This window comes from Gottfriedia acidiceleris (assembly GCF_004138285.1).
In the GTDB taxonomy this organism is placed as follows: domain Bacteria; phylum Bacillota; class Bacilli; order Bacillales; family Bacillaceae_G; genus Gottfriedia; species Gottfriedia acidiceleris_A.
In genome coordinates this window covers 205211-221513 of record NZ_SCFN01000008.1, presented here as the reverse complement: position 1 = coordinate 221513, position 16303 = coordinate 205211, and the positions used below count along the sequence as shown (strand labels likewise).

Here is a 16303-nt window from a genome sequence, read left to right as displayed (position 1 = left end):
TATTCTCCAGCTAATCTCAGGTATAGACATTTTTGATAAGCGGTCATAATACCACTTCAACTGATTACTCATTAGTAATTAAAACTCCTTTATATACTCCAATTAATTGATTTATATGATTATTAAGTGAAAATCGCTCATAAAATATATTTCTACTTTTTTCTCCCATTATTTCTTTTAAATATGGCTTTTCAATAAATTCAAATATTGACTTGTATAATTGATTTATTTCGCCAGGTTCGATTAAAAAGCCATTCTCGCCTTCAAGTACGGCCTCTGATATACTACCAACAGATGAACTAATGATCGGTTTTCCATAACTCATTGCTTCTAAAATGCTCATAGGAAGTCCTTCGTTATAAGAAGGTAAAACGAGAATATCAATACTATTCAAGAATTTCTTCTTTTCTTCACTATTTATCCATCCGATAATATTAAATCTATGAGAATTTACTTTCTCATTAATATGATCTTTTAATTTATCAATTTCACCATTACCTGCAATTTGAAGAATTAATTCTCTTTCAATACTAATCTGATCAATACAGTTAACTAAATCATATATTCCTTTTCTTACACCAATTTCCCCTAAAAATCCTAATACCAATTTACTATTTGATTCAGTTTTATATTTTTTATTTTTCGGTAAAGGGACCGCGTTATTTAAAATAGTTATATTGGCAACATTATCGGTGAACTCAGAAACAACTTTTTTCCATTGCTCTCCAAGAACAACAATCTTAGCTGCATTGTTAAAATAATTTTTAATATTTATTTTTTTCTTCTTGGAGGATTTTGCATAAAACAAATCAAATTCCGCTCCATGTAAATGAATGATATACGGTACGTTTATTTTCTTACAAATCATTGCCAAAATACTCTTCCTTGTAAAACTTCCATAAGACGCAGTGTGAATATGAACAATATCGGTACCCAACACTTTTATACTAAATTTCAATAAGAAAATCATAAAATCTAATAATTGTTTATACTTGTTTTTAGAATTAATAGTTCCAAGTATCTCTACATCACAATTTTTATTTGTAAAAAGATTAATATTTTCATTGTAATTATTTAATACACTACTAATTCCTCCTTTTAACTTTAAAGAAGGTCCAACTATTAATACTTTCATTTTTGTATACTCCATTTTAATTAATATGTTGAATAATTTTTTTAAACTTGCCTCTTTGTGTAAGTGGTATATAATCTACGATCTCTATTGAGTAATTTATAACGTTATTAAATTTATTATCTAAAACTTTTTTTATTTGGTTTAAATCTTTATTTTCAAACTGCATTCCTTTAATTGGCTCTAACCTAAATTTAACATTACCAATTTCATGTTGCTCAAATTGATATTTTAATACTTTAGAAAATGCATTACTATGAAAATTTATTGCTGCTAATGAAATCTCTTCTTTATTCACACCATACAATAATTCTTTTCCTCTATGCCCATGTATTAAACATTCTTTATTTTCAGTGATTTCAACTATATCATCTGTAATATAATTTATTAAAGGCATAGAATTACTTAAGAATCCCGTCACTAAAATTTTATACAAATTGTCCTTGTAATGCATTAACTCCACATGTCCATAAAGTTTATGAAACTTATATCCAAGGTTTTCGTAATATTCACCTAACACTAATCTTTCACTATGTCCATAAAAGATGGCAGTTTTACATTTTAAAGTATTCTCTATGAGTTCTTTCTCTATTTCAGTAACATTTTCTGAAACAAGAAATACCCCTTTAATTTCGATGTCTAATTTTATTTTTTTCAAATTTATTAATCTACAAAAATTTGAGATTGCTGAAGGATATCCATGAATAAACTCAGGTTTATAGGAACGAATAACCTTAACGTAGTCGTCTATAGTGTCTAAACTTAATTTAAAAGGAGACATAATAATTTGATTATCTATAGGATTAAATTTATATAACCTCTTACCAAATTCTAGTCCTCTAAAAGTTATTGTTTTTCCTTTTTTATAAGAATAACCTACTGCTTTCTCCCAGTACTTATAAATAAACGCTCTTTCTTTATAAGGGGCCGTACCATCTAATAAAATTTTCAGCGGTTTTCCAGTACTTCCCCCAGTATAAGCAGTATAAGTATTGATTGCTTCATTTGAAGTTAATTCTTCAAAATTATTAATTACTTCATCTTTACTAATAGAAGGAATTTTTAAAATTTCTTCTAAATTTGTCATATTATAAGGATTAAAATCTATCTTATCTAGTAGATTTTTATAATAGATAGTATTTTCATAAGCATATATTATTTTTTCTTTTAAAAGATTGAAATGAATTTCATCTTTTTGTTTTTCTGTCTTTTTATCAAAATCAGTAATTGCTTTATATTGTTCAAGAAAATATTTATTATTAATTACTTTTTTTCTAACAATGGGTGTAATTATTTTTTTTATAAAATCTGGTGTTTTTTCTTCTATGCTTTTAATAATACTTGCATTCATCTAGGACCTCTCCCTTTTTCCACCACAACGCTTTTAACAAAGATAAAATTACCAATAATGTATCTTTTAAACATTCTCTTCGGCTCTTGAATAAAACGGTGGAACCATTCTAACCCAGTCTTTTGCATCCATTTTGGAGCACGAGAAGTTTCCCCTGCAATTACATCAAAGCTTCCCCCTACTCCCATAGCAAATGGTACCTTCATAATTGGCATATACTCCTTAATCCAAAACTCTTTCATTGGACTAGAAAAAGCAACAAAAAGCAAATCAGCACCTGACTTGTATATTTCTTCTGCAATTTTTTCTGACTCATCTTCATTAAAATATCCATTTCTATATCCAGCAATTTTTAAATTGGGAAATTTTAATTTGTAATATTCAACTACATTGTTTACAACATGTTGTTTAGCACCAAAGAAATAAGGTTTATACCCTTTTTCTGCACAAACCTTTATTAAATTATCAAACAAATCTATCCCTGCAACTCGTTCTGGTACATTGTGACCAAGAAAACGACCAGCCCACACAATAGACTGGCCATCTGCATTTATTATTGGACAAGAGTTAACAATACTTTCAAGTTCTTTATTAGATCTCATTAAATTAATTTTTGATGCGTTAATTACCACATGTTGAATCTTTTCTTTTTTATCAATTGCTTTAATAATTTTTTCAATTGTTTCATCCATTGTTAAACAATCTAAATAACTGCCTAGTAATTTAATTCTCATTTCCAAAATACCTCGTCAATTTTAGTTATTTAAACCAATAAAATCTAATAGTTGTATTTTATTAGATATATCATTAGATATATTCATAAATAACTGATGACCAACCAATATGATTATTACATCTGATACTTCCAATGCGGTACTATAAGAAATATTTTTAATATTTTTATTAATAGTCTTAGGTAATTCTTCAACAAAAGGCTCAACTACATACAGCTTATTTTCTACTCGATTACGTAGCATATTAACTGCTTCAATAGCTGGACTTTCTCTTAAATCATCAACATCAGGTTTATATGCTAAACCTAAACACGTTATGGTTAAATCCTTATTTCCATTTAAGATTTCTATAATTTTGTTTACTACATATTCAGGTTTATAGTCATTTACTTGTCGAGCAGTTTTAATTAGTTTTGATTTTTCAGGGGCAGTATCAACAATAAACCAAGGATCGACAGCGATACAATGCCCACCTACTCCAGTACCCGGTTGTAGAATATTTACACGAGGATGATGGTTTGCCAGTTTAATTAATTCCCAAACATTTATGTTTAGATCATCACAAATCATTGATAACTCATTTGCAAAAGCAATATTTACATCACGGAAAGAATTTTCAGTTAACTTGGCCATTTCAGCTGTTCTAGCATTTGTTTCTAATAATTTTCCACTAACAAACTTTGAATAAAAGCGTACCGTTTTCTTAGCAGATTGTGGGTTAATCCCACCTAGGATTCTATCATTTTCACGTAACTCTATAATAATTCGTCCAGGAATAACTCGTTCTGGACAGTAAGAAACATATACTTGATGTTCATTTTCAACTTCATCTTTTGGAATAAGTAGTTCAGGTCTTAACTCTCTTAGAATTTCAGCTACTTTTTCAGTCGCTCCAACCGGACTAGTAGATTCCAAAATTACTAAGTTACCTGGTTTTATATGCGGAGCGATGGTTCTTGTTGCAGACTCCACATAAGATAAGTCTGGCTTATGATTTTCTTTAAAAGGCGTTGGAACTGCGATGATAAATACATCTGCCTGTTCTGGTACCTTACTTGCTTTTAATTTATTATTTTTAACCACATCTTGTACTAAAATATCAAGATCAGGTTCGTATATATGAATTTTACCTTGATTTATTTTATTAATCGCTTCTTCATTGACCTCTATTCCGTGTACTTCAATTCCACTAGACGCAATAATACTTGCTGTTGGTAATCCGATATATCCAAGCCCAACCACACAAACTTTATTAAACTCGACCTTCGTATTTATATTAGTCATACTTTTACCCCTTTTTGCTTATAAGTAAGAATTATCCTTTAGAAACAACGTTATTTTTTTATTGATTTACTAAAAAGCATTTTTTGATCCTAGCAATAAACCAATCGTTTTTAAAATAAGTTTAATATCATAAATAATAGATCGATTATTTATGTATTTTAAATCTAATTCAACCATTTCGTTAAACCCTACACTATTTCGAGCACTAACCTGCCATAGTCCTGTACATCCTGGAGTAACTAGTAATCTCTGTTTATCATAATCTGTATATTCATCAACTTCTCGAGGAAGTGGTGGTCTTGGACCAACAAGTGACATGTCACCTAACAAAACATTAATAAATTGAGGTAACTCGTCAATTGATGTCTTTCGAATAAACTTACCAATTTTAGTAATCCTAGGATCATCTTTCATTTTAAACATTGCACCCGAAACTTCATTGTATTTTAGAAGTTCCTTTAACCGTTCTTCTGCATCCGTTACCATTGAACGGAACTTATACATTTTAAATTCTTTTCCATTTTTACCGACTCTAGTTTGATAAAAGAAAACCGGGCCTTTTGGATCTTCTAATTTAATAAAAATTGCTACTACTATAAAGACTGGTAATAATAATAGAAGACCAAATATTGCTCCGATTAAATCCATTAATCGCTTTGTTATCGAATAGATTCTTCTTTTTTCAACTATTTCTTTCGATAAGAGTGGTTGAGAAGCATATTCTGATTGTTCAAACCTCATTGCTTTCAATCTGATCATCCATCCTTATTTAATATTTACTGTTAACATGTCATGTAAATACTTCAATAAATCTTCTCTTAAATCTTCGTGCTTTAATGCAAACTCAATCGTAGTTTTAATAAACCCTAACTTCTCCCCAACATCATGACGTTTTCCTTCAAAGTCATAAGCAAACACACGTTGAATTGAATTTAATTTTTGAATTGCGTCTGTTAATTGAATTTCTCCACCTGCACCAATTGTTTGCTCTTCTAAAAACCTAAAGATTTCAGGCGTAAATACATAACGACCCATGATTGCTAGATTTGAAGGTGCTGTACCTGGTGCTGGCTTTTCAACAAAGTTTTTTACTTCGTATCTTCTACCCTCTTGCATAATCGGTTCAACAATGCCATATCGATGCGTTTCTTCTTCTGGTACTGTTTGAACACCAATAACTGAAGAATATGTATTGTCATATTGGTCCATTAGCTGCTTTAAGCCTGGTGTTTCAGCTTCTACAATATCATCACCAAGTAATACCGCAAATGGTTCGTTACCAATAAAATTACGCGCACACCATACCGCATGACCTAATCCTTTTGGTTCTTTTTGTCGAATATAATGAATATCAATATTAGACGGAGCTTTTACTTGTTCTAATAATGCATACTTTTCTTTCTCTAATAAATTTTGTTCTAGCTCATATGAAAAATCAAAATGATCCTCAATTGCACGTTTTCCTTTACCTGTTACGATAATGATATCTTCAATTCCTGATTCGATTGCTTCTTCAACAATGTATTGAATTGTTGGCTTGTCTACGATTGGTAGCATTTCTTTCGGCATTGCTTTTGTCGCAGGTAAGAAGCGTGTTCCTAAACCCGCAGCTGGTATAATTGCTTTTCTAACTTTCTTCATTTTCTAAGTCCCTCCATTGTTTTCTTTCCCCAAAGAATAAAGTTTCCACTTCTACATTCATGTGAATAAATACACAAGAAGAAACTCTATTTTCTTTTAAATCAAATATAATTTAGGGCATCTAACCCCTCCTCACACTATACCTCTGACGACAAGCGTCTAAGCAGATCATTTCAAGTTTTTTACTCCATATCTCGAATACGCATAGCCCTTTAGTTTGAGTGATTTCATGAGGTCTATTTGCATTAAGATAAATGGAAAACTAATCAATTTAATCATCTACCACAATATAGCCGAGTACCCCCATTGATAACGGTAAGGAGATATCACCTATCATTTATTAGATTCCTAGTAAACGACTAAAGATATTTTGTTTTAATTTTAGAGGTTCTTCTGGATAAAGAACGTCACCATTCAAAATTGATTGAGCATTTTCTCTCATTTGGAACTCAGTTTCGATCCCAAATTTTTCACGAATGATGTCATACGCTTCAATTAACTCAAAATTCCGATTTTTCGTGTTGTGTGCATCAGATGCAATAATATGTACCCAATTTGCTTCAATACATTTAAAAGCAAACTTTTGAATTTTTTTACCGAAGTTACCTGTTATTGATGAAGCAGTTAGTTGAGTTAAGATACCTTTTTGGACAAATCCATAAAGAATGTCTGGTTCGTTTATAAGAACTTTGTTTCGTTCAGGATGTACAAGAATCGGTATAATCCGGTTTGCTTGCATCTCATATAACAACTTATTTGTAAAATGCGGTATATGGGATGATGGAAGCTCGCATAGTAAATAGCGTCTTCCATCATTAATTGAAACTATTCTATTAAGCTCAAAATCTTGAACCAATTCCCCATAAAGCCTTACCTCTTGCCCTGGTAAAATCGTTAAAGGTATAGCTTTTTGTTTTAATACTTTATTTAGCTCTTCTACTTTTTCTACGATTTCTTTTCTGTCTGTATTGTAACGTCCATTCTGATGATGAGGTGATGCAACAATTGTATGAATCCCATTGTCCACGGCTGCTCGAGCCATATTAATACTATCTTCCATTGTAATTGGACCGTCATCTAGGCCAGGTAAAATATGACAGTGAAGATCAATCATTTTTCGCTACCATAATAATCGTAATAGCCGTCTTTATCCTGTTCCGCTCGATTTAATACAACACCTAGGATATTTGCGTTTACTAGAGTTAATAATTCTTTTGCTTTTTTAATTTTTTCTTTTGCCGTGTACCCTCTACGGACAACTAAAATCGTTCCATCACAAGCTTGTGAAATGATTTGAGCATCTGTAACTGCTAACAATGGAGGAGCATCAAAAAGAATCACATCATATTGTTCATACATTTGAGCAATCAAATTCTTCATTTTCTCTGAAGATAATAGTTCAGATGGATTTGGTGGAATAGGACCCGAAGTTAGAATTGATAGATTGCTAATCTCAGTTTTTTGTATAACGTCCTTTAAAGACTTTTCTTGTGCAATAGCAGTTGTTAAACCTTTAAAATTCTCTAACTTAAAATCAGAATGCAATTGTGGTTTACGTAGATCTGCATCTACTAAAAGGACTTTCTTTTCTTGCTGAGCATATGTAACAGCAAGATTTGCAATTGTCGTTGTTTTACCTTCTGAAGGTTCAGAAGATGTCACTAAAATTGATTTAATTTTTCGATCAATCGAAGAAAATTGAATGTTCGTACGAACTGTTCGATATTGCTCTGCAAATGGTGATTTAGGGTTTGTTAATGTAATAAGAAATCTTTTTAATTTTTCTTTAGTTGTTTTTTTAACCATTTTACGCACCCTTTCCTAATTTTAAATTTATTTTAGGAGTGATTTTTCCCTTTTTTACTTCAGAGATGACACCTAGAATCGGTAACTCCAATAATTCTTCAAGCTGTTTTTCAGTTTTAACTGTGTTATCTAAATACTCAAGTAAGAATGCAATACCAACTGAAATCATTAAGCCAACAACAAATCCAATTGCAATATTTAATTTCTTATTAGGTTTAATCGGGCTTGGATTTTCACCTAAATCTGCTTTTGCTAAAACAGTTACATTATTTACACTCATAATTGTTTTAATTTTCGCCTGAAATACACTTGCAATCGTATTCACTATCGCTTGTGCTTGCTCAGGGTCAGGATCTTGTACAGAAACCGTAAATACTTGTGAATCTTTTTCACTTACGACTGTGATATTTTTAGTCAATTCTGCAACTGTATAATCTAAATTTAATTGATTAATAACTTCATCTAAAATAGCTGGACTCTTAATAACGACATTGTATGTATTGATCAACTGAACATTTGTTTGCACTTGATTATTCTGGTAAATCGAAGAATCTTTCGTCTCTTTTTGGTTAACTAATAATTGAGTTGAAGATTGATAAATCGGGGTTAAAAATAAATAGCTAATGACTCCTGTAACCACTGCGGCTACAACTGTAATACTAATTATCATGATCAGACGTTTCTTCATAACGCCGAATAATTCTTGTAAACTAATCGTCTCTTCCATCGCTTCCTCCTTAAACTCTATCCGTTTATTATTCTATTAAAATATACCCTCAAATTCAACAGTGCCTAGTATAACAATTACTTAACGAAAAGTTAAGTAAAAATTAATCTACAAATAGGGTATTTTGGTTAAATTTCCCATAAAATAGGGTTTTTTGTCAATTAATTAACCTAATTTATGGAAACCCTTACAAACTGGTCTAGTTATGTTACATTCATTAATCAAAATTGTAACATTAGATATTATTCCAGAATAATTCATACGTTGTAAATTGTATAATAATTAATGAAATGATAAAAATAATTATTTCCTTTTTTAGTAAAAATCACTAGCACATTTTGTATTTTCTGTTATATAATAATTATTAATTAAATACACTGTATTAAAACAGATTAGAAATAATTTTATCAATCATTTAAATTAAAAGGAGTGTTGTTAATGATGAGTAGAGAAGAGCGTAAAAACATGGTTCAATTTTTGGAATTAACAAAAGGATTTTCAACTGAGGACTTAGTTTTCATGACGGATGCTGATTTAGAGCACCTTTACGACACAGCTTATACGTACATGTTACATCACGCTGAGTAAGATCTTACAACTTTGGTTTACTGCACTCATAAAATAAAAAGCTAGGTGAACCCTATTTTCGGATTCATCTAGCTTTTCCATTTACAAACGTTTCGTTGGTAAATACTGTTTCTAATTACTTACATATCCTCTTTTTTTCGATTTTACAAAAGACATCAAAAGTCCTACTTTTCCGACTATATTCCTCTATTTGAGTCAAAAAAATTTTAAAAGAGTATTTCCTATGCATCTTTTTGTTATATCGAAATTCTAATTTTACCAATATATGGAAAAAGAACAGATTATCCATTTTTGTTGTTTAGTTATGAAATTGTATACAATTTCTCCGTTTTTTCCCTAGTCATTTTGTCTAATAGGGTTTGTACAAAAAAAATTTTTTTTATTTAATTTTTATTAAAAAAATTTGTCTATTTTTTTATTAAAAACAATAAAAGTGCATTTCTCTATCTAAACCTCTGCCTTATAAAAATAAAAAAGCTAACTGGCATCCTTTAAAAGAATCCACCTAGCTTTTTAATTACACTCATGATCAATAAGCAAGCGTTTCGAACCGGTACCCTTTCCCCTTAATCGTTTTAATATATTTAGGATAATTAGGAAGTTCTTCAATCTTATTTCGTAAACTATGAATATAAATATCGATTAATCTTCTATTTTTATAAACAGAAATGACTTCCATTAATTCTTCTCTTGTTACAATAAAGCCAGCTTTTTTTATTAAAAAAAGTAAAATTGCGTATTCCCTACCATTTAATTCGATCCTCATTTTGTTTTTATAAACCTCTTCTCGATTTAAATAGAAGGAAATGTCTCCAAAATATAAAACTTTTTCTCGGTCTTCTTCTATTTTTTCATTGCCTGCCCTCCTCATAACTGCTTTTATTCTTGCGGACAAGTCTCTAGGATGAATCGGATATTTAACATATTGATCCGCTCCTGCTTCAATGCAAATCGCTGCTTCGTATGAATCATAAGTTTCAACTAATAATATGATCGGTATTTCTGTTATTCGTCTTATTCTCATGATTAATGGAATAAACTCGTCCAATACTTGGCTTTTCATTAATACTATGCAACCTTTTAAGAAACCTAAATGGGTTTCTTCATTAAACTCTCCATATCGATATGTGCTGATTTTAATTAATCCGAATTGTTTACTTTGTTGAAGCACATGTTCAATCTCGTTTTGATCTTGGATGATGACAATTTGCTCCACCGTATATCTCTCCCATTTTTTACTGTTTATACGGTCATTTTAATTGGTTATTAACAAAAAAGGGGGACTTTCACTATACCTTTACAAATTCTTTACGTAGCGTTAAAAGCAAGTTAACCTTTGTCCGATATTGTTAGAAATATAGTAGAAATAACTAGGAGGATACTGAAGATGCATCTGAGAAAAGTACTTTTATTCGTCGTTGTAATCACAGCTATGTTATCTTTAGCAGCTTGTGGAAATGCTGATCCCACTAATTCAAATACATCTGAAAAACAATTAACTGGTAGCATACTAATCGACGGTTCATCTACCGTTTTCCCGATTATGCAAACAATAACGAAAGAATATAGATCTGCACAACCCGAGGTAACTATTTCAATAGGTAATAGTGGAACAACTGATGGTTTTAAAAAATTCGCAAATGGCGTAACTGATATAAACGACGCATCTCGTCCAATAACAAATGAAGAAGCTACAATCACTAAACAAAATAACATCGATTATATTCAATTAGAATTAGCTTACGACGGTCTATCAGTCGTAGTAAATAAGGACAATGATTTTGTTAATCAATTAACAGTTGAACAATTAGTAAAGTTATGGTCTGTAAAAAGCAAAATAAAAACTTGGAACGAACTAAACCCTGCTTGGCCAAAGGAAGAAATTAAATTCTTCAGCCCTGGTACTGAGTCAGGAACTTACGAATACTTTAATAAAACAATTTTAAATCATGCTGGCGAACGGAAAGATGTTCAAACGTCTGAAGATGATAAAAATCTTGTAGCTGATGTTGCTAGTGAAAAAGGCGCAATCGGTTACTTTGGTCATGCTTACTATGAAGAAAACAAAGATCAATTAAAAATCATACCAATCGTTAATCCGAAAACAGGTAAAGCTGTTTTACCAACTGAGGAGACAATTAAAAACGGGACTTACGTACTTTCTCGTGAACTCTACACATATGTAAATAAAAATTCACTTAAACGTCCTGTCGTATTGGACTACTTGAAATTTGCCAATGAAAATGCTCCAATTTTAGCTGAACAAGTTGGCTATATTCCATTACAAGATGAAATATATGAAAGCAATATTAATAAGATAGAAGAAGCATCACACAAATAACCTTACTCACCCCCAATTTAAATAGAAAAAAGCTACAATTCGTGTTTGAATCGTAGCTTTTTGTTTAATGTAATTTTAAAGATTTATTATCGTCTTCTTATTTATGATTCGCTCTTTTAGTTCTTCACAAAGTTCAATGACTCTTTGCGTCTTCTCTTCATATTTCATATTCAATACATGATAAAGCGTAATATCACGACATTTTAAAAATGAAGGAATTCGGCTATACCATTCTTCATCTAATGCATATTCGGTTTCATAACCTTTTCGAAAGATTTCTAGCTGTCTTTTTGCGAAATTAGATTTTTCTTCGAATGATGCTTTACTACCCCAAGCAGTGTAATATAAGACAATGGCGATATCTGATATGAAATAATTATATTGTAGGTCATCGAAATCAAAAGCCGTTATTTCACCTTTATCATTTACAAAGAAATTGTGGAGATGCAAGTCACTATGGATTAATCCATATGAAGCTTTCTTTCTATCATAACTTTGGATTTCTTCTATTAATTCCTTCGTAAAAATGCCAAGTTCTTCATCAGCTAACATTTCATTTAAATAAGCTTCTTCGTCCCAATGCTCACGATGATTTGTTACAGGGTAATCAACTGTTAACGCGTGAAGCTTTCCGATTGTTTTTCCCCATGTGTACATTAGATCATCATTCCACACAGCTGGGTTTGTACGATCAACTAATTGACCATCTGCCCATTCAAACATTGATGCGTAAAAACTTGTGCCATCACTTGCGTTTTGGACTTCTACTAAATTACCGTTTAAAGAAGGTAAAGAACCTGCTGCATTCGCTCCGTTTTCTCTAGCATATTTTAAAAACTTAAGCTCTGCCTCAATTTCATCCTTTGAGCGATGAGATGAATGCGTTAATCGTAAAATGCGATCCGTTCCATCTGCTAGCTTACCTTTAAAAAGATAGTTCTCGAACTCTCCTACTGGTTTTTCTTCTACTGTTATCCCAAATTGTGATGCTGCATTCGTTAAAATCTCTTTTGTAAAAACTCTTTCAACTGCTTGTTCCATATTTTAATCCCCCGAAACATAGAATAAATATACATAGAATAAATATCTAATTACTTATTCCTCAGTTCCCAAAGATTTCCTGCAACTTTTTTACTAAACAATTACTAATCATTCATATTTCGGTATTCATTTGGCGTCATCCCAACGATTTTCTTAAACACTTTTCGAAAGTATTTATCATCTTGATAACCGATTTTCCCAGCTATTTCATAGATTTTCAAATTTGGAAACTTCAATAATTCCTTCGCTTTTTCGATTCGAATTGAAACAATATAATCCGATATATTCACACTATAAATTTGTTTAAACTTACGAGATATATACTCACGGCTTAAATAAAATTTCTCTGAAAACTCCTGAAGTGAAATTTCTTCCGCATAGTTAAGTTGAATATAATTTGCGATTGCTTCAATACTATTCAGTTCTTGGTTCGTTTGATTTTTTTCTTGAATTATCGACTGGACTCTTTCCCTTTGAGTCGCTACATAATCACCAATTTCAAAATGCCCTTTCGCATTCCAGAACAATTCTAGATTTACTTCTTGAATGGTTTGAAGCGATAGCTTATTAATCCAGTGATTTAGGAAGATTAGAAACTCCTGATGCAATGAAAGTAACTGCGCAAAAGGAAGATAATTCTTCTGTGCGATTCGTTTACTAAAAAGTTGAATGACTTCATCGTAAATATAAATATCCTGCTTCTCAACCATTTGTTCAAACAAGTTGATGATTTCTACTAGATTAATCGGATTATACTCTTTTATATCTTCATAAGAATAAACTGGTACATCTCGATTTTCTAAAATATTTACATGGTTTAGAACATTTACAACTTCCTCATACCCAGACTGGATCGATTCAATTGTTAACTTTCTACTGATTGCAAAATGAAACGGGAAAGGTACAACTGTTGATAAAATTTTAGCTATATGTTGAATACTGTCAGTTACTTGCTCGCCCCAATAGAGTAAACAAATCTCCCTAGTACCTTGTAAATTACGAAACGCAATTCCTCCATTTTGGTTTTGAAGAACTTCATTTACAATATTCAATATGGCAAAAAAGCATAAATCCTCGGGCCAAATATCTTTGAATGTCTCAAGATTTCGTAATTTTAGTAAAGAAACATGCAAAGTTTGCCCTTCTTCATATCCTAATTGGTTTAACATATTCTGATTAAATTCTTTACCGTAAATTGCATTCGTTAATTGTTTATCTCTGTAAACAGGTAAAACTTCCTGCAGCAAACGAAAATCATTTAATGCATCAATTCTCTCTTTTTCTTTTTCATTCCAATCTGATACTACTTTTACTAAAGTTTCATTTAAAATATCCGGATCAATTGGTTTCAATAAATAATCTGATGCACCGAACTGAATGGCTTCTCTCATGTAATGATAGTCATCATACCCCGTTACAACGATTACTTTACAATTAATATTTTCTGAATGAAGCCATTTTAATAATCCTCTACCGTCTAGCTCTGGCATCATTAAATCAGTAAATATAATTGTCGGTCTTTCCTTTATAATGATGTCTTGAGCGATCGCTCCATTTTCTGCTTCTAATATTTCAGTAACACCAATTGCATCCCAATCTGCAAGAAGCTTTACACCTTCTCGTACATGCTTTTCGTCATCTATTAGTAGAACCTTCATGATTAACTTCTCCTCTTGTCATTTCAATCGGTATGATTATCGTTACAACAAAGTTTTCATGCTTCACACTTTCTATTTTTACTTCCGCTTTTTTACCATAATAGAAATGAATGCGATCAGAAATATTTTTTAAACCGATACTCTCGTGAGTATTTAATCCTCCTTCTGATAGCGATGAATTGATGATTTCTAATTCCTCTTCTGATGCACCTTCACCATTATCAGCAATGACTATTTTTAAACGATCATCTTGTTGTCTATGAATCGAAATATTTAATTCACCAAGCTTTTGTTGTTTTTCAAAGCCATGTTTAAAGAAGTTTTCCACGATTGGCTGTAAAATCATTTTTGGCATTTTTACTTTGTTTAACCCTTCATCCACTTCTAGGTTATAAACAAATTTGCCATCATAACGTTCATTTTGAAGCGATAAATAATCTTTAATATGGTTTAATTCATCCTTAAGCGTTACAAAATCTTCATTATTTTTCATGCTATATCTCATGATTTTAGATAGTGACATAATTAATCGATACACTTTAATTCCGTCATTTTTTAACGAAAGAGTTCCAATTGACTGCAAGGCATTGTATAAAAAATGCGGATTAATTTGAGACTGTAGTACTTTTAATTGATTCGTTTTATTCTCTATTTGAAGCTTGTACTCTTTTATATATAAATCATTTAACGTATCGACCATTGAAGTAAAATGTTTACCTAACTGACCGAACTCATCATTTCCTAACGTATCAAAAGAAACAGCAAGTTCTCCCTTCTCAATTCGTTGCATATCTCGAATTAAGATTCGTATTGGTCGTGTAAATCTGAAGGAGACGATAATGGTTAAAATAATGACTAATAAGACTGAAATCGCTCCTAATGTAACAGTAATTTTCAATAATTGATTCGAATTATGATAGAGATTCTTATAAGGAATGCTTTTAATGATTGTCCATTGTTGATGATTGCTTTTTATTTTGTCATACACATAGACCCCACTAAAATCTTTGCCCTTCCATTCAAAATTAGTTTCGCCTGATCGATCTGAGCTAATTTTTTTATACCATTTTGTTTCTAGCTTTTTACCAATCAAATTTTTTTCAGATGAATAAAGAACAACATTCCCATCACCAACAACGAAGAGATGTTCCTCTCCTTTTTTATAAATACGATCAAAAATTTCATTAATTCTACTTAATTCAATATCAATCGATAAAAAGCCTAGCCATTGGTCAGATGTAACATTATTTAAAAAATAATGAAGTGATACGACCTGCTTAACTGGCTCAATTCGAAAATCAGATAAATTATTATAATTTTGAATCGGATGAGTCGGTTGAATATAATATGAGTCCCTCGAAAAACTTAAATTTCTATATGTCGGTATTTGATTGAAGTTATACAATTTCCCTCGGCTACTCACTTTTGCATTGTATACGGTGTAATCATCCTTACCCTTCGTTAAATATAAATGCAACTGCTCGATTTCTCTTCTTGAAAAATAAAGTCCTAATAAACTACGTTGAATTTCAGCAGAATTTTGTTCGATGTAAGCTGTAGCACCATTTTCTAACACAGACAAAAACGGTCTATTACTATAAATGGACAATGGAATACCGTATATTTCATTAAAATAATTCAATAAATCATTCCCACTACGCTTCAATAAATCATAATTCGTATTTACAAATTCCTTCGTAACAGTGTTTTTCGTATAAAAATAACTTGCTATAATTGATAACCCAAATGGAATAATAGTTGCGATTAACAATAAGACAATCAGCTTACTTCTAATACTATTTTTCATGATAACATCCTTTGCGGAAACGTTTGCACTTTCTATTATTAGTTTATCAGAAAGTTTAAATTTTAAATATAGAAATCTGGGAGTTTACTTTTGAGAGTGCACTAAGACAAAAAAAACAATCGATGCAAACAAACTGTGAATAATAAAAACCCACAAGGAATTTAGTTCCTTGTGGGTTGCCTTAATCTATAGA

The 16303-nt window shown here is 31.0% G+C and carries 15 protein-coding genes; 2 read left to right on the top strand and 13 right to left on the bottom strand.

Going from position 1 to position 16303, the window contains the following annotated elements:
• Window positions 1-64: 64 nt before the first annotated feature.
• The 9 genes from EP747_RS14510 to EP747_RS14470 form a co-directional block, all read right to left on the bottom strand.
• Entirely contained in the window at window positions 65-1135 is a 1071-nt protein-coding gene (locus EP747_RS14510; protein ID WP_165347066.1) for a glycosyltransferase family 4 protein, read from the bottom strand.
• A 16-nt stretch (window positions 1136-1151) separates the two neighbouring features.
• Window positions 1152-2483: a phenylacetate--CoA ligase family protein gene (locus tag EP747_RS14505; protein WP_129690840.1), complete on the bottom strand. Its 1332-nt coding sequence runs from the start codon at window positions 2481-2483 to the stop codon at window positions 1152-1154.
• Complete coding sequence (locus EP747_RS14500; protein WP_205753834.1) at window positions 2480-3217, bottom strand: WecB/TagA/CpsF family glycosyltransferase; 738 nt, start codon at window positions 3215-3217, stop codon at window positions 2480-2482. Before EP747_RS14500 ends, EP747_RS14505 begins: the two co-directional genes overlap by 4 nt.
• A gap of 21 nt (window positions 3218-3238) precedes the next feature.
• Window positions 3239-4501 carry a UDP-N-acetyl-D-mannosamine dehydrogenase gene (gene wecC / locus EP747_RS14495; RefSeq protein ID WP_129690838.1) on the bottom strand — a complete coding sequence of 421 codons (1263 nt, stop codon included), beginning with the start codon at window positions 4499-4501 and terminating at the stop codon, window positions 3239-3241.
• A gap of 69 nt (window positions 4502-4570) precedes the next feature.
• The gene (locus EP747_RS14490) at window positions 4571-5242 is read right to left on the bottom strand and encodes a sugar transferase (RefSeq protein ID WP_129690909.1); all 672 of its coding nucleotides are present in this window, start codon (window positions 5240-5242) and stop codon (window positions 4571-4573) included.
• A 24-nt stretch (window positions 5243-5266) separates the two neighbouring features.
• Entirely contained in the window at window positions 5267-6142 is an 876-nt protein-coding gene (gene galU, locus EP747_RS14485) for a UTP--glucose-1-phosphate uridylyltransferase GalU (protein WP_129690837.1), read from the bottom strand.
• A 340-nt stretch (window positions 6143-6482) separates the two neighbouring features.
• The gene (locus tag EP747_RS14480; RefSeq protein WP_129690836.1) at window positions 6483-7256 is read right to left on the bottom strand and encodes a tyrosine-protein phosphatase; all 774 of its coding nucleotides are present in this window, start codon (window positions 7254-7256) and stop codon (window positions 6483-6485) included.
• Window positions 7253-7948 (bottom strand): CpsD/CapB family tyrosine-protein kinase, encoded by a 696-nt coding sequence (locus EP747_RS14475; RefSeq protein WP_129690835.1) that lies wholly within the window; start codon window positions 7946-7948, stop codon window positions 7253-7255. The genes EP747_RS14480 and EP747_RS14475 overlap by 4 nt, the downstream gene beginning before the upstream one ends.
• Window position 7949: 1 nt before the next feature.
• Window positions 7950-8675, bottom strand: coding sequence for a YveK family protein (locus EP747_RS14470; protein ID WP_129690834.1), 726 nt, complete (start codon window positions 8673-8675; stop codon window positions 7950-7952).
• Between the two features lie 438 nt (window positions 8676-9113).
• Here EP747_RS14470 and EP747_RS14465 point away from each other — a divergent pair, with 438 nt between their 5' ends.
• Window positions 9114-9263 (top strand): BH0509 family protein, encoded by a 150-nt coding sequence (locus EP747_RS14465; RefSeq protein WP_175403455.1) that lies wholly within the window; start codon window positions 9114-9116, stop codon window positions 9261-9263.
• 529 nt (window positions 9264-9792) lie between these two features.
• Here the strand turns inward: EP747_RS14465 and EP747_RS14460 are convergent.
• Window positions 9793-10479, bottom strand: a complete 687-nt coding sequence (locus EP747_RS14460) for a winged helix-turn-helix domain-containing protein (RefSeq protein WP_129690833.1) — start codon at window positions 10477-10479, stop codon at window positions 9793-9795.
• Between the two features lie 171 nt (window positions 10480-10650).
• On the opposite strand from EP747_RS14460, the gene EP747_RS14455 reads away from it, so the two are divergent.
• The gene (locus EP747_RS14455) at window positions 10651-11604 is read left to right on the top strand and encodes a PstS family phosphate ABC transporter substrate-binding protein (RefSeq protein WP_129690832.1); all 954 of its coding nucleotides are present in this window, start codon (window positions 10651-10653) and stop codon (window positions 11602-11604) included.
• A 75-nt stretch (window positions 11605-11679) separates the two neighbouring features.
• Here EP747_RS14455 and EP747_RS14450 read toward each other — a convergent pair whose 3' ends face one another.
• The 3 genes from EP747_RS14450 to EP747_RS14440 form a co-directional block, all read right to left on the bottom strand.
• The gene (locus EP747_RS14450) at window positions 11680-12645 is read right to left on the bottom strand and encodes a phosphotransferase enzyme family protein (protein WP_129690831.1); all 966 of its coding nucleotides are present in this window, start codon (window positions 12643-12645) and stop codon (window positions 11680-11682) included.
• A gap of 104 nt (window positions 12646-12749) precedes the next feature.
• A complete protein-coding gene (locus EP747_RS14445; RefSeq protein ID WP_129690830.1) occupies window positions 12750-14303 on the bottom strand; it encodes a response regulator transcription factor in 1554 nt (517 codons plus the stop codon).
• Window positions 14281-16110 carry a sensor histidine kinase gene (locus tag EP747_RS14440; protein WP_129690829.1) on the bottom strand — a complete coding sequence of 610 codons (1830 nt, stop codon included), beginning with the start codon at window positions 16108-16110 and terminating at the stop codon, window positions 14281-14283. The genes EP747_RS14445 and EP747_RS14440 overlap by 23 nt, the downstream gene beginning before the upstream one ends.
• Window positions 16111-16303 lie beyond the last annotated feature (193 nt).

Coding starts and splice junctions, on each gene's coding strand:
- EP747_RS14510 (WP_165347066.1), bottom strand. CDS start 1,135: ATGAAAGTATTAATAGTTGGACCTTCTTTAAAGTTAAAAGGAGGAATT.
- EP747_RS14505 (WP_129690840.1), bottom strand. CDS start 2,483: ATGAATGCAAGTATTATTAAAAGCATAGAAGAAAAAACACCAGATTTT.
- EP747_RS14500 (WP_205753834.1), bottom strand. CDS start 3,217: ATGAGAATTAAATTACTAGGCAGTTATTTAGATTGTTTAACAATGGAT.
- wecC (WP_129690838.1), bottom strand. CDS start 4,501: ATGACTAATATAAATACGAAGGTCGAGTTTAATAAAGTTTGTGTGGTT.
- EP747_RS14490 (WP_129690909.1), bottom strand. CDS start 5,242: ATGAGGTTTGAACAATCAGAATATGCTTCTCAACCACTCTTATCGAAA.
- galU (WP_129690837.1), bottom strand. CDS start 6,142: ATGAAGAAAGTTAGAAAAGCAATTATACCAGCTGCGGGTTTAGGAACA.
- EP747_RS14480 (WP_129690836.1), bottom strand. CDS start 7,256: ATGATTGATCTTCACTGTCATATTTTACCTGGCCTAGATGACGGTCCA.
- EP747_RS14475 (WP_129690835.1), bottom strand. CDS start 7,948: ATGGTTAAAAAAACAACTAAAGAAAAATTAAAAAGATTTCTTATTACA.
- EP747_RS14470 (WP_129690834.1), bottom strand. CDS start 8,675: ATGGAAGAGACGATTAGTTTACAAGAATTATTCGGCGTTATGAAGAAA.
- EP747_RS14465 (WP_175403455.1), top strand. CDS start 9,114: ATGATGAGTAGAGAAGAGCGTAAAAACATGGTTCAATTTTTGGAATTA.
- EP747_RS14455 (WP_129690832.1), top strand. CDS start 10,651: ATGCATCTGAGAAAAGTACTTTTATTCGTCGTTGTAATCACAGCTATG.
- EP747_RS14450 (WP_129690831.1), bottom strand. CDS start 12,645: ATGGAACAAGCAGTTGAAAGAGTTTTTACAAAAGAGATTTTAACGAAT.
- EP747_RS14445 (WP_129690830.1), bottom strand. CDS start 14,303: ATGAAGGTTCTACTAATAGATGACGAAAAGCATGTACGAGAAGGTGTA.
- EP747_RS14440 (WP_129690829.1), bottom strand. CDS start 16,110: ATGAAAAATAGTATTAGAAGTAAGCTGATTGTCTTATTGTTAATCGCA.